The organism is Actinokineospora guangxiensis, assembly GCF_042657845.1.
GTDB lineage: Bacteria > Actinomycetota > Actinomycetes > Mycobacteriales > Pseudonocardiaceae > Actinokineospora > Actinokineospora guangxiensis.
This window is the reverse complement of record NZ_JBHSKF010000022.1, coordinates 15,681-29,386: the sequence shown is the minus strand read 5'-3', so window position 1 is coordinate 29,386 and position 13,706 is coordinate 15,681. Positions and strand designations below refer to the sequence as shown.

Annotated in this window: 6 protein-coding genes; all 6 read left to right on the top strand. The window is 72.6% G+C overall.

Going from position 1 to position 13,706, the window contains the following annotated elements; genetic code table 11:
- The first annotated feature begins 42 nt into the window (after positions 1-42).
- Positions 43-1,443 carry a cytochrome P450 gene (locus ACFPM7_RS29315; RefSeq protein ID WP_378251078.1) on the top strand — a complete coding sequence of 467 codons (1,401 nt, stop codon included), beginning with the start codon at positions 43-45 and terminating at the stop codon, positions 1,441-1,443.
- A gap of 72 nt (positions 1,444-1,515) precedes the next feature.
- Positions 1,516-2,094, top strand: coding sequence for a DUF2867 domain-containing protein (locus ACFPM7_RS29310; protein WP_378251077.1), 579 nt, complete (start codon positions 1,516-1,518; stop codon positions 2,092-2,094).
- Between the two features lie 119 nt (positions 2,095-2,213).
- Positions 2,214-3,374 (top strand): aminotransferase class I/II-fold pyridoxal phosphate-dependent enzyme, encoded by a 1,161-nt coding sequence (locus ACFPM7_RS29305; protein ID WP_378251076.1) that lies wholly within the window; start codon positions 2,214-2,216, stop codon positions 3,372-3,374.
- 70 nt (positions 3,375-3,444) lie between these two features.
- Positions 3,445-4,326: an SDR family oxidoreductase gene (locus ACFPM7_RS29300; RefSeq protein WP_378251075.1), complete on the top strand. Its 882-nt coding sequence runs from the start codon at positions 3,445-3,447 to the stop codon at positions 4,324-4,326.
- Positions 4,327-4,410: 84 nt separating this feature from the next.
- Positions 4,411-12,537, top strand: coding sequence for a type I polyketide synthase (locus ACFPM7_RS29295; RefSeq protein ID WP_378251074.1), 8,127 nt, complete (start codon positions 4,411-4,413; stop codon positions 12,535-12,537).
- A complete protein-coding gene (locus ACFPM7_RS29290) occupies positions 12,537-13,706 on the top strand; it encodes an acyl-CoA dehydrogenase family protein (RefSeq protein ID WP_378251073.1) in 1,170 nt (389 codons plus the stop codon). Before ACFPM7_RS29295 ends, ACFPM7_RS29290 begins: the two co-directional genes overlap by 1 nt.

The window sequence follows — 13,706 nt, the reverse complement described above, 5'->3', positions numbered from 1 at the left end:
GCGCCGCGGACACCGACAGATCTGACAAGGAGTCACGAAGACATGGAAGCCCCCGAAGCCGCCGCCCCGGCCCCGGTCGAGGCCGAGTCCGTGCGGGCCGTGCCCGCCACGAGCATCAAGGGACCGCGCACCCCCGGGTTCCTGCAAGGCGTGCAGCTGTTCGCCTCCCCGACGAAGTTCATGCGCTCCTGCCGCGACAAGTTCGGCAAGCGCTTCGTGCTGAAGATCTTCCCGCAGGCCGACCTGTACGTGCTCACCGATCCGGTGGACATCAAGGAGATGTTCCTGGCGCCCAGGGACGTGCTGCACACCGGCCAGGGCAGCGCGGCGCTGGAGAAGTACTTCGGGCAGACGGGTCTGGCCTGGCTGGACGAGAAGGAGCACCTGAACCGCCGCAAGCAGCTGATGCCCTCGGTCAAGGGCGGCGCGCAGAAGCGGGTCGAGGCCGCGATCACCGAGATGGCCAAGGAGGCCGTCGCGTCGTGGCCGCGCGGCGAGGTGCTGTCGCTGCGCCCGTACGTGCACAAGTTCACCATCGAGGTCATCCGCGAGGTCGTGTTCGGCAAGCACGTCCCGTCGAACTGGCCGCAGCTGTTCGACGCGATCTGGGACATGCTGAAGCTCAACGACAGCGTGACCACGATGATCGAGACGCACAACATGTCCCCGCTGGGCGTGCGCACGATGCGGGCGATCAAGCCGCTCGGTCTGGACAAGTTCTTCAAGGACCGCGACCGCACCGACGCGCTGCTCGCGGAGGCGGTGGCCGAGCGCCTGGACTCCGGCGAGCCCGGCGACGACATGCTCGCGGTGATGCTCAACATCAAGCGCGAGGACGGCTCGCCGCTGAGCGCCACCGAGCTGCGCGACGAGATCATGACGATGTTCGTCGCGGGCACCGAGACCACCGCGGGCGGCATCTGCTGGGCGCTGGAGCACCTGACCCGGCACCCGGACAAGCTGGAGAAGCTCACCAAGGAGGTCGACGAGGGCACGGACGACACGTACCTCACGGCCACCGTGCACGAGATCCTGCGGCTGCGCCCGCCGAACCCGCAGATCATCCCGCGGGAGGTCGTGAAGCCGGTCGTCCTCAACGGCGTGCGCTACGAGCCGGGCGACCAGCTGTGGGCCAGCGGGTACCTGCTGCACACCGACCCGGACGTGTACCCGGACCCCGACGAGTTCAAGCCGGAGCGCTTCGTCGGCGTCAAGCCGGGCGCCTACACCTGGATCCCCTTCGGCGGCGGCCACACCCGCTGCCTCGGCGACCGCATCGCGATCATCGAGACGAAGGAGGTGCTGCGCGAGGTGCTCACCACGTGTGAGCTGCGTCGCCCCGACCCGAGGGAAGAGGCGCCCACGAGCCGCACGGTGACCATGACTCCCAAGCGTGGAGCCAAAATGGCGCTCGAACCGCGTCGTCAGCCAGTAAGCGGCTGATCACGGACCGTCCACGCTGTCCCGTATCGTTGCCGGTGGAGCGGAAAGCCCCATACGGTGAGGAGACATCTGATGAGAATCCCCAACTCCGAGTTCACCAAGCGGCCGTGGCGCATCCACGAGTTCGCCAGTGACTTCGAGGTGGAGGACGTCTGGTCGCTGCCCACGCCGGGCGGCCCGGACGACCTGGGCCGCTTCGCGCGGGGCTTCACCGCCCCGAACACCAACGAGATCTCGGACAAGGCCACCAGCGTCCTGTTCGCGATCCGTTGGCGGCTCGGCAAGATCTTCGGCTGGGACGACGAGGACAAGGGCGTCAAGAAGCGGGTCGTGAGCCTGCGCGACCGGCTCCCGGAAGACCTGAAGAACGGCGACCGCGGGCCGGACTTCTCCGGCGTCCCGTTCCGGTCGGTCTACATGACCGACACGGAATGGGTCTCCGAGATCGCCAACAAGACGGTGCACGCGCTGATGCACGTCGGGTGGGTCGAGGACGGCAAGGGCGGCCACCACGGTGTGATGACCGCGCTCGTCAAGCCGAACGGCGCGTTCGGAAAGCTCTACATGGTCGGGATCAAGCCCATCCGGTACACCGTCGTGTACCCGCAGCTGATCCGGTCCATCGGCAAGAACTGGCCGCAGTACACCTGACGGCGGCCGGTGCGCATCCCACAAGTACTCAATGGGTTCTCGGCAACGGAATGAGGCCGCGCACGATGACAGAGATGCCAGGTTGGAACTTTGACAAGTTCGCCGAGGGTATTCGGGCTATGGGAGTCGGCAACGTGCCGGTGTCCGGGATCATCCCGGGCCCGCAGCACGGCACCGACAAGCTGATCACGAACTTCGCCTCGGTGAACCTGCTCAACCTCCAGCGCCGCGAAGACGTGATGGACTGCCTCGTCGACGCGACGCGGCAGTACGGGCTCGGCAGCGGTGGCACCCGCGTCATCCAGGGCATCACCCCCGCGCACGTGGACATGGAGCAGACCGTCGCCGAGTACCTCGGCAAGGAGGCGGCGATCAGCTTCGCGACCGGCACGGTCGCGAACATCGGCTTCGTGAACGCGATGGCGAGCACCCAGCAGTTCATGGCGGGCGTCGCGATGGTCAACCGCGACGTCGTGTTCGTCTACGACCGGGATGCGCACTGGTCGCTCTGGAAGGCCGCCGAGGGCCTGAAGTTCGGCGAGCGGCTGTTCTCCTTCCCCCACAACTCGGTGGAAGGTCTTGAGGAGGTCCTCAAGAAGCTGAAGGGCAAGCGGGTCGTCGTCGTCATCGAGTCGGTGTACTCGATCGACGGCACCGTGCCCGCGATGCACGAGATGGTGGACGTGTGCGAGAAGTACGGCGCGCTGTCCTACGTGGACGACGCGAACGGCTTCCTGGTCTACGGCCCGGCGCACCGCAAGTTCCACAAGGAGTACGAGGGCATGCGCCGCGCCACCTTCATCATGGTCTCCATGAAGAAGGCGGTCGGCCTGGAGGGCGGGCTCATCGCCGGCCCCAAGGACGCCATCGACTCCTTCGAGCTGATCTCCGGCGCCAGCTCGTTCACCGCCGGTGTGCTCGCCCCCGCCGCGGCGGGCACGGCCTACATCACCAAGCTGCTGGCCTACCGCGAACCCGAGATCGTCGACGACTACCTGGCGAAGGTCGCCGACTTCCGCAAGAAGATGCTCGACGTCGAGCTGCCCATCACCGACACCGAGACGTGTTTCACCTCCGTCGTCGTCGGTGACGAGCGCAAGTGCGTCGAGCTGTACAACGCCTACCTCGAGGAAGGCATCCGGGTTCCCCCGTACCTGTACCCGGCGGCCCGCCGCGGCGGCGCGGTGCTGCGCATCATCCTGAACGCGGGCCACACCGACGAGCAGATCGACCACTTCATCGACGTCTCCAAGCGCTTCCTCGCGGAGAAGAAGCTGTGAGCCCAGGAGCGGTGGGCCCAGGAGCAGTGAGCACCGCGCGGTCGGGGTGCGAGTGGGGTGCTGGTCCCTGATGGAGCGCAAGGACAGCAGGAGTCCCGTCGGTCGGATCAGCGCGGGCACCCACGCGGTCATCACCGGCGGGTCGAGTGGGATCGGCTTCGCGACGGCGCGGCTGCTGGTCAGCCGCGGCGCGCGGGTGTCGCTGGTGGCCCGCGACGCCGAGCGCCTGGAGAAGGCCGCGCGCAAGCTCCAGGACTGCGGCGGCCGGGTGGCGACGGCCTCGGTGGACGTCGCCGACCAGGACGGCGTCGACAAGGCCTTCGCCGGCTTGGTCGAGCGGCAGGGGGCGTGCGACATCCTCGTCACCTCGGCGGGGATCACCCACCCCGGCTACTTCGGCGACCTGTCGCCGGAGGTGTTCCGCCGGGTCATGGACACCAACTACTTCGGCACGCTGTGGCCGATCCAGGCGGTCGTCCCGCAGATGATCGAACGCGGGCGCGGCTCGATCGTGGGCATCTCCTCGCTCGTGGGCATGTACGGCACCTTCGGCTACACGGCGTTCAGCCCGTCGAAGTTCGCCGTCCGCGGGCTGCTGGAGTCGCTGCGCGACGAGCTGACCCCGCACGGCGTGCACGTCGGCTACGTCTGCCCGCCGGACGTGGACACCCCGCACTACGCCTACGAGCAGCCGCACCTGCCCGCCGAGTACAAGGCGTTCGCCAACGCCATGGCGGTGATGCCGCCGGAGGAGGTCGCGGGCGAGATCGTGCGCGGCATCGAGCGGCGCAAGTCCAGGATGGTGATCGGCGCGACGAACCAGCTGGCGGTGGCGACCTTCGGGCTCCTGCCCGGGGCGCTGCACTGGTACGTCGACCGCGTGGTGCGCAAGGTGCGCCGCAGGGGCGGCTCGGGCGCGCCGGGCCGGGGCGACCGGCGCTTCTTGCGATAGGGGGCGCGCGCGGCCGAGTGGCCGCGCCCGCGTAATGGGGATCAAAGCGAGTTCGCTGCTGCTGCGGCCGAGGAATGGGAACTGATGGACATCAACGACGCACGGGGTACGGCCGATCGCCTGCCCGATGACGCCGTAGCGGTGGTGGGGATGGCGTGCCGGGTGCCCGGCGCGAACGACGTGGCGGGGTTCTGGCGGCTGCTCTCCGACGGCGTGGACGCCATCAGGGAGGCCCCGGAGGGCCGCTGGTACGACGTCCCCGAGCTCGACCGGTATCGCCGGGGCGGGTTCGTCGACGCCGTGGCCGACTTCGACGCGGAGTTCTTCGGCATCTCCCCGCGCGAGGCCGCGGCGATGGACCCGCGCCAGCGCATGGCGCTGGAGCTGGCCTGGGAGGCCGTGGAGTCCAGCGGCACCGCGGCCGAGCGGCTGCGCGGCAGCGACACCGCGGTGTTCCTCGGCGCGACCGGCGACGACTACGCCGCCGTGGTCCAGCGCTACGGCCCGGACGTCGTCTCCCACCACTCGCTGGCCGGGCTCAGCCGCGGCCTGATCGCCAACCGGGTCTCGCACCGCTTCGGCTTCCACGGTCCCAGCCTCTCGGTGGACACCGCGCAGTCGTCGTCGCTGGTGGCCGTCCAGCTCGCCTGCGAGGCCCTGCGCACCGGCTCCACGCGCATGGCGCTCGCCGGCGGCGTGCACCTGAACCTGCAGCCCGCCAGCACGCTCGCCCTCGCCAGGGCGGGCGCGCTGTCCCCGGACTGCCGCAGCTACACCTTCGACGCCCGCGCCAACGGCTTCGTGCGCGGCGAGGGCGGCGGCGTGGTCGTGCTCAAGCGCCTGTCCGACGCGCTCGCCGACGGCGACCTCGTGCACTGCGTGCTGGTCGGCGGCGCGGTCAACCACGACGGCGCGGGCCAGGCGCTGACCGTCCCCGACGGCGACGCGCAGCGGGCCATGCTGAGCGCCGCCTACACCCGCGCGGGCGTCGACCCCGCCCAGGTCCAGTACGTCGAGCTGCACGGCACCGGCACCCGCGCGGGCGACCCGGTCGAGGCGGGCGCGCTCGGCGCCGTGCTCGGCGCGGGCCGGTCGGGCCGCGACCGGCTGCTCGTGGGCTCGGTGAAGACGAACATCGGCCACCTCGACGCGGCCGCAGGCGCGGTCGGCCTGATCAAGGTGGCGCTGTCGATGCGCCACGGCCAGATCCCGGCCAGCCTCAACTTCCAGGAGCCGCACCCGGCGATCCCGCTGGACGAGTGGAACCTCTCGGTCAACACCGCCACGCGGGCCTGGCCGGGCGACGGCCCGGCGCTCGCGGGCGTCAGCTCCTTCGGCGTCGGCGGCGCGAACTGCCACATTGTTGTCGCCGCGGCCCCCGCCGCCGCCGCCCCCGCCCGGGAGCCTGCCGCGTCCGCCCCGGCCGCCGAGCGCGCCGTCCCGGTCGTGGTCTCCGCCGGATCGGCCGCCGGGCTGCGCGCCCAGGCCGCCCGGCTGGGCGACTGGCTGGCCGCCGAGGAGTCGCTGACCCCGGCCGACGTCGGCTTCTCCACCGCCACCACCCGCTCGGCGCTCAAGCACCGCGGCGTCGTCGTGGCGCAGGACCGCGCCGAGCTGGCCGACGGCCTGGCCGCGCTGGCCGCCGGGCTGCCCGCCGCAGGCACCGTCGAGGGCACCGCGACCGCGGGCTCCGGCGTGGTGTGGGTGTTCCCCGGCCAGGGCTCGCAGTGGGTCGGCATGGCGCTGGAGCTGTGGGACACCGCGCCCGCCTTCGCCGCCAGGATGGACGAGTGCGAGCGCGCGCTGTCGGGTCTGGTGGACTGGACGCTGCGCTCGGCCCTCGCCGACGAGACCCAGCTCGCCAGGGTCGACGTCGTGCAGCCCGCCCTGTTCGCCGTGATGGTCTCCCTCGCCGAGGTGTGGCGGGCCGCCGGTGTCGTGCCGGACGCGGTCGTCGGCCACTCCCAGGGCGAGATCGCCGCCGCCTGCGCGGCCGGGATCATCTCCCTGGCCGACGGCATGCGCCTGGTGGTCGCGCGCAGCCGCGCCATCAACGAGGGCCTCTCCGGCCGGGGCACCATGGCCTCGATCGCCACCTCGGCCGCCAACATCGACACCAGCACCGTGTTCGTCGCCGCGGACAACGGCCCCAACGCCGTGGTGATCTCCGGCGACGTCGCGGCCGTCGAGGCCGTCGTCGCCGACTGGGCCGCCCGCGACGTCCGGGCGAAGGTCATCCCGGTCGACTACGCCTCGCACTCCGCCCACGTGGAGTCCGTCCGCGACGAGGTCCTCACGGCCGCGCGGGGCATCGCGACGACCGACACCGGTGTCCGGTTCTGCTCCACGGTGACCGGCGGCGACCTCGACGTCGCCGAGCTGACCCCTGAGTACTGGTTCCGCAACCTGCGCGAGCCCGTCCGCTTCGCCGACTCCGTCGCCGCGCTCGCCGCCGCGGGCCACAGCGTGTTCGTCGAGATGAGCCCGCACCCGGTGCTGGCCTCCTCGGTCCAGGACATCACGGCGCGGTCCGAAGAGGACACCGCCGCGGACACCGTCGTGCAGGGCTCGCTGCGCCGGGGCGAGCCCCAGTGGCGCAGGCTGGTGCTGTCGATGGCCGAGCTGAACGCCCAGGGCGTGCCGGTCGACTGGACGGCCCTGTTCGAGGGCGCGTCCCGCGTCCCGCTGCCGACCTACGCCTTCCAGCGCAAGAGCTACTGGGTCTCCGGCGACATCACCGAGCAGACCCAGGCCGCGCGGCCCCCGGCGGCGCAGTCGTCCTCGGCTCCGGCCGAGCCCGCGACCCGGCTCGGGGAGAAGGAGCTGCGGACGCTGGCGCACGCGCACGCCGCGGTCGTCCTCGGCCTCGGCGGCCCGAAGGACGTCGACGGCGCCAGCACCTTCAAGGAGCTGGGCTTCGACTCGGTCATGGCCGTGGAGTTCAGCAACCGCCTGGGCACCGCCCTGGACCTGCGGCTGCCGACCTCGCTGACCTTCGACCACCCCACCCCCGACGCCGTCGTGCGGCACCTGAGCGGCACGCTCTCCGGCGCCGCTGACGAGGTGGCCGCCGTGGGCGGCTGGTCCGACGACCCGATCGCCATCGTCGGCATGAGCTGCCGCTACCCCGGCGCGGTCGACTCGCCGGAAGACCTGTGGCGGCTGGTGTTCGACGGTGTCGACGCCATCGCCCCGTTCCCCGCCGACCGCGGCTGGGGCGCCCCGGTCGGCGAGTACGCCCCCGTCGGCGGCTTCCTGCCCGGCGCGGGCGACTTCGACGCGGGCCTGTTCCGCATCAGCCCGCGCGAGGCCGTGGCCATGGACCCGCAGCAGCGGCTCGTCCTCGAAGTGGCCTGGGAGGCCCTGGAGCGGGCCGGTCTGGACCCGTCGGCCCAGGTGGGCACCCGCACCGGCACCTTCATCGGCGCGATGGCCCAGGACTACCTGCCCCGCCTCGCCGAGGTGCAGGACGAGCTGGCCGGGCACGCGCTGACCGGCAGCGCCGCCAGCGTGATCTCCGGGCGCGTCGCCTACTCCCTCGGCCTTGAGGGCCCGGCCGTCACGGTCGACACGGCGTGCTCCTCGTCGCTGGTCGCGCTGCACATGGCCGCGCAGTCGCTGCGCTCGGGGGAGTCCACCCTCGCCCTCGCCGGCGGTGTCACCGTCATGGCCACGCCGGGCATCTTCGAGGAGTTCTCCCGGCAGAAGGGCCTGGCCGAGGACGGCCGCTGCAAGGCCTTCGCCGGCGCCGCCGACGGCACCGGCTGGTCCGAGGGCATCGGCGTCCTCGTGCTGGAGCGCCTCTCCGACGCCCGCCGCAACGGCCGCCGCGTCCTGGCGGTGCTGCGCGGCAGCGCGGTCAACCAGGACGGCGCGTCCAACGGCCTCACCGCCCCCAACGGCCCCTCGCAGGAGCGGGTGATCCGCCAGGCGCTGGCCAACGCCGGCCTCAAGCCCGACGACGTCGACGCCGTCGAGGCGCACGGCACCGGCACCGCGCTGGGCGACCCCATCGAGGCCCAAGCGCTGCTGGCCACCTACGGCCGCGACCGGTCCGAGCCGCTGCGGCTCGGCTCGATCAAGTCCAACATCGGCCACACCCAGGCCGCCGCGGGCGTCGCGGGCGTCATCAAGATGGTGCACGCCCTGCACAACGGCGTCCTGCCCCGCACGCTGCACGTCGACGAGCCCACCCCGCACGTGGACTGGGAGTCCGGCGCGGTCGCGCTGCTCACCGAGCAGACGCCGTGGCCCGAGGTCGGCAGGCCCCGGCGCGCGGCGGTGTCGTCCTTCGGCATCAGCGGCACCAACGCGCACGTCATCATCGAGCAGGGCGACCCCGCCCCCGAGCCGGGCACCGAGCGCGAGGACGCGCTGGTCCCGTGGCTGGTGTCCGGCCGCACGGCCGCCGCGCTGACCGCGCAGGCCCAGCGCCTGCACAGCCAGGTCACCGGCGACCCCGAAGACCCCGAGGTTTCCGAGGGCGCACTGGCCGTCGACGCCGTCGCCAGGACGCTCGCCACCGGGCGCGCGGCCATGGAGCACCGTGCCGTCGTGCTCGGCGCGAACCGCGGCGAGCTGCTGGCCGGGCTCGCCGCGCTGGCCGACGGGCAGCGCTCGGCGCAGCTGGTCAGCGGCGTCGCGGGCGCGGCCCCGGAGATCGGCGTGCTGTTCACCGGGCAGGGCAGCCAGCGCATCGGCATGGGCCGCGAGCTGGCCGCGCGCTACCCCGTCTTCGCCGAGGAGTGGGCGCGCGTGTGCGCCGCGCTCGACCCGCTGCTGGAGCGCCCGCTGGGCGAGGTCGTCGGCGCGGAGCCGGAGTCCGAGACCGCCGCCCTGCTGCACGAGACGGCGATGACCCAGCCCGCGCTGTTCGCCTTCGAGGTGGCCGCCTACCGGCTGGTCGAGTCCTTCGGCGTCGTGCCGTCCGTCCTGGTCGGACACTCGATCGGCGAGCTGGTCGCCGCGCACGTGGCGGGGGTGTTCTCGCTGGAGGACGCCGCGCGCCTGGTCGCGGCCCGCGGCAGGCTCATGCAGCAGCTGCCCCGCGGCGGCGCGATGGTCGCCATCGAGGCCGACGAGGAGGACGTCTACGCCGCGCTGGAGGACTACGCCGACACCGTGTCGATGGCCGCGGTCAACGGCCCCACGGCGTGCGTGATCTCCGGCGAGGAGTCCTCGGTGCTCGACATCGCGGGCATGTTCGCCGACGCGGGCCACCGGACCCGGCAGCTGCGCGTCTCGCACGCCTTCCACTCCCCGCTCATGGAGCCGATGCTCGCCGAGTTCGCCGAGGTCGCCGCCTCGGTGACCTACTCGGCGCCGACGCTGGCGGTGGTCTCGAACGTGACCGGCTCGGTGGCCGGGCCGGGCGAGCTGGAGAACCCCGAGTACTGGGTGCGCCACGTGCGCGGCGCGGTCCGCTTCGCCGACGGCGTGCGCGCCGCCCTCGCCGAGGGCGTGGGCGCGTTCATCGAGGTCGGGCCGGATGGCGTGCTCTCGGCGATGGCCAAGGAGACCATCGGCGGGTCCGCCCCCGACGTCGTCGCGGTGCCGGTGGTGCGCAAGGACAGGCCGGAGGCCAAGGCCTTCGCCGAGGCGCTCGCCCGCCTGCACGTCGCGGGCGCCGCCGTGGACTGGGCCGCCTACCTCACCGCCGAAGGGCTCTCGGCCACCTCGGCCGACCTGCCCACCTACGCCTTCGAGCACCGGCGCTACTGGGCGTCGGCGCGCGCCGACGTCGTCGCGGGCCCGGCGGCCGGGGACCACCCGTTCCTGACCGCGAGCACGGAGCTGGCGACCACCGGCCAGCTCGTCGTCGGCGGGCGCATCCGGCTGGCCGACGAGCCGTGGCTGGCCGACCACCGCATCTTCGGCGCGGCCGTGCTGCCCGGCGCGGCCAGCGTTGACCTGGCGCTGCGGGCCGCGAAGGAGGCCGGGCTCGGCGGTGTCGCCGAGCTGACGCTGCTCGCGCCGCTGGCGCTCGGCCACGACGCCGACGTCGAGGTGCAGCTGATCGTCGACGCCACGGTTGACGGCAAGCGCTCGCTCGAGGTCCACGTCCGCACCGCCAAGGGCGCGCCGTGGACCCGGATGGCCACCGGCGTCCTCGCCGACACCCCGCTCGCCGAGTCCGGCGAGTCGGTGTGGCCGCCCTCGAACGCCGAGGTCGTGGACATCGCGGACCTCTACGCCGGGTTGTCCCGTCGCGGCTACGGCTACGGCCCCGCCTTCCAGGGCGTGCGCGCCATGTGGCGCGACGGCGACGCGTTCTTCGCCGACGTGGAGCTGGAGCAGGGCAGGCACACCGCCGCTGGGTTCGCCGTCTCCCCGGCGCTGCTGGACGCGGCGCTGCACCCGGTGCTGGTGCTGCTCGGCCAGGCCGAGCCGGACAAGGTGCTGCTGCCCTACTCGTGGGCGGGGGTCGCGCTCGGCGAGACCGCCGGGACGAGCGTGCGGGTCCGCGTCCGCGAGACCGGCGCGAACGAGGTGTCGGTCCAGCTGAGCACCCCCGATGGCGCACCGGTGCTGTCGGTGGCCTCGCTGGCCCTGCTGCCCGCCTCGGCCGACCAGGTCGTCTCCGGCGCGGTCGCCGACGCGCTGTTCGCGCTGGACTGGCAGCCGCTGGGCTCCTCGGGCGAGCGGCCGGACGACGTGGCCGTCACCTGGCTGAAGTCCCCGGTCGCCGACGACGTGCCGTCCGCGGCCCGCGCGCTGGCCGCCGAGGTGCTCGACCAGGCCAAGAGGTGGGCCGACTCCGGTCAGCGGCGCATCGTCGTGACCCGCCTGGCCGTCTCGGTGGGCGAGGGCGACGAGCCGGACGTCGCGCAGGCGCCGGTGTGGGGCCTGCTGCGCTCCGCGCAGACCGAGCACCCCGACACCGTCGTCCTGGTGGACGTGGACGACGACGCGGCCTCTGCCGCGCTGGTCGAGACCATCGGGTTCGCCGAGCCGCAGGTCGCGGTGCGCCGAGGCGTGGCCTACGTGCCGCGCCTGGCGCAGGCGTCCGCGGCGGCCGAGGCCGCGCAGCCGGATTGGTCGGCGGGCACCGTGCTGCTCACCGGCGCGGGCGGCGCGCTCGGCTCGCTGCTGGCCCGGCACCTGGTGTCGGCCAAGGGGGCGCGCAAGCTGCTGCTCCTGAGCAGGCGCGGCGAGAGTGCCCCGGGCGCGGGCGAGCTGACCGCGGAGCTGACCGCGCTGGGCGCCGAGGTGACCCACGCGGCCTGCGACGCCGCCGACCGCACCGCCCTGGCGGCCCTGGTCGATGCCGTCCCGGCCGACGCGCCGCTCACCGCGGTCGTGCACCTGGCCGGTGTCGTCGACGACGCCGCGGTCGCCAACCTGACGCCGGAGCAGCTGGAGACGGCGCTGCGGCCGAAGGTCGACGCCGCCTGGAACCTGCACGAGCTGACCAAGGACCTGGACCTGTCCGCGTTCGTGCTGTACTCCTCGGTCGCGGGCACCTTCGGCACCGCGGGCCAGGCGAACTACGCGGCGGGCAACGCCTTCCTCGACGCGCTGGCGGCCCACCGCCACGCGGCCGGGCTGCCCGCGGCCTCGCTGGCGTGGGGTCCGTGGGAGATCGGCATGGCGGGCGCCCTCAGCGAGGTCGACCTGGCCAGGCTGCGCCGCACCGGGTTCGTCCCGATCCCGGACGCGGCGGGCACGGCGATGTTCGACGCCGCGCTGCGCCTGGGCGCACCCGCGGTGGTCCCGGCGATCGTGGACCGCGCCGCGCCGGGCGCTGTGGCGCACGTGCTGTTCCGCACGCGGACCGAAACCGTGGAGGCGGCGGCTGTCGAGGAGGCAGCAGTGCCCCCGGTGGTCAAGCGGCTGGCCGATGTCGCCGCCAAGGAGCGCGTCGAGGCCATGGTGGAGCTGCTGCTGTCCACGTCGGCCGTGGTGCTCGGCTACCCGTCCACCGACGACCTGGAAGCCGACATGTCGTTCCAGGAGATCGGGTTCGACTCGCTGAGCGGCATGGACTTCCGCAACCAGGTGAAGGTGGACACCGGGGTCGAGATCCCGGCCACGATCATCTACAACTACCCGACCCCCGCGGCGCTGGCGAGCCACCTGGTGGACCGCATGTTCGGCGCCGGGGACGACACCGAGGCCGCCGACGAGTCGGCGGCGGCGATGTCCGAGCTGGACGACGAGATCGACGGCCTGGACATCGACGACCTCATCCAGCGCACACTCACCGACTGATGGGCAACGTGATGAAACCCGAGGACCTGAAGGGTATCCGCCAGTTCGTCCGCACCGAGCTCGCCGCGGGCGGGACGGACCTGGACGCGCTGCACGAGAAGCCGGTGGAGCTCTACGAGCGCTTCCGCGACACCGGCCTGGCCAACTGGTGGCTGCCCGAGGAGCTGGGCGGGCGCGGCCTGACGCTGGAAGACAGCGTGGAGATCGTCAACGAGCTGTCCTACGGCGACGCCGGAGTGGCCTTCACGCTGTTCATCTCCATCCTGGGCACGACGATGGTGCAGCTCTACGGCTCGGATGAGCTCAAGGAGCGCTACCTCAAGCCGATGGCGTCGGCGGGCACGTTCTGCGCGACGCTGGGCAGCGAGCGCACGTCGGGCAGCGAGCTGAGCAAGATCGAGACGATGGTCCGCAAGGACGGCGGCGATCTGGTGATCACGGGGGAGAAGTACTTCTCCACCAACACCGACTTCGCCGACTTCATCGTTGTCGTGGCCCGCTCGGCCGACGACCCGGAGGACTACGCCGCGGTCGTCGTGCCGCGCGAGACGCCGGGCATCGAGGTCGTGAAGCGCTGGGACGTCATCGGCCTGCGCGCCTCGCACACCTACCAGGTGTCGCTCAAGGACGTGCGGGTGCCCGCGAGCAACCGCCTGGCCGGGTCCGGCCTGCGCCTGCTGGAGATCGCGCTGAACGCCAGCCGCATCCTGATCGCCACCACGGCGCTCGGGATCTCCCGGCGCATCAGGGACGACTGCATGACCTACGCCAAGGCCAAGCCGTTCCGCGACGGCACGCTGCTGGAGAGCCCGGTGTTCGCCCAGCGGCTGGGTCAGATGGAAGTCCAGATCGACGTGATGAAGAGCCACCTGCTGCGCGCGGCGCGCGACTTCGACGCGGTCATGGCGGGCGAGGACGCGGCGGCAGCGTTCGTGCGCAGCGGCACGCTGAAGACGGCGCTGACGGCGAAGATGTTCTGCGGTCAGGCGGGCTGGGAGGTGGCCAGCGTCGGCTCGGAGATGTTCGGCGGCTTGGGCTACACCCACGACGCCCGCATCGGCAAGCTGATGCGCGACATCCGCTACGTGTCGGTGGTCGAGGGCGGCGACGACGTCCTGCGCGAGCTGGTCTTCGGCCGCTACGTCGTCCCCGTGCCCCGGCGGACGTGA

What these genes read in the sequence shown, in the direction of transcription:
- ACFPM7_RS29300 (WP_378251075.1), top strand. Translation starts at nt 3,445, where the DNA reads ATGGAGCGCAAGGACAGCAGGAGTCCCGTCGGTCGGATCAGCGCGGGC.
- ACFPM7_RS29315 (WP_378251078.1), top strand. Translation starts at nt 43, where the DNA reads ATGGAAGCCCCCGAAGCCGCCGCCCCGGCCCCGGTCGAGGCCGAGTCC.
- ACFPM7_RS29290 (WP_378251073.1), top strand. Translation starts at nt 12,537, where the DNA reads ATGGGCAACGTGATGAAACCCGAGGACCTGAAGGGTATCCGCCAGTTC.
- ACFPM7_RS29295 (WP_378251074.1), top strand. Translation starts at nt 4,411, where the DNA reads ATGGACATCAACGACGCACGGGGTACGGCCGATCGCCTGCCCGATGAC.
- ACFPM7_RS29305 (WP_378251076.1), top strand. Translation starts at nt 2,214, where the DNA reads ATGGGAGTCGGCAACGTGCCGGTGTCCGGGATCATCCCGGGCCCGCAG.
- ACFPM7_RS29310 (WP_378251077.1), top strand. Translation starts at nt 1,516, where the DNA reads ATGAGAATCCCCAACTCCGAGTTCACCAAGCGGCCGTGGCGCATCCAC.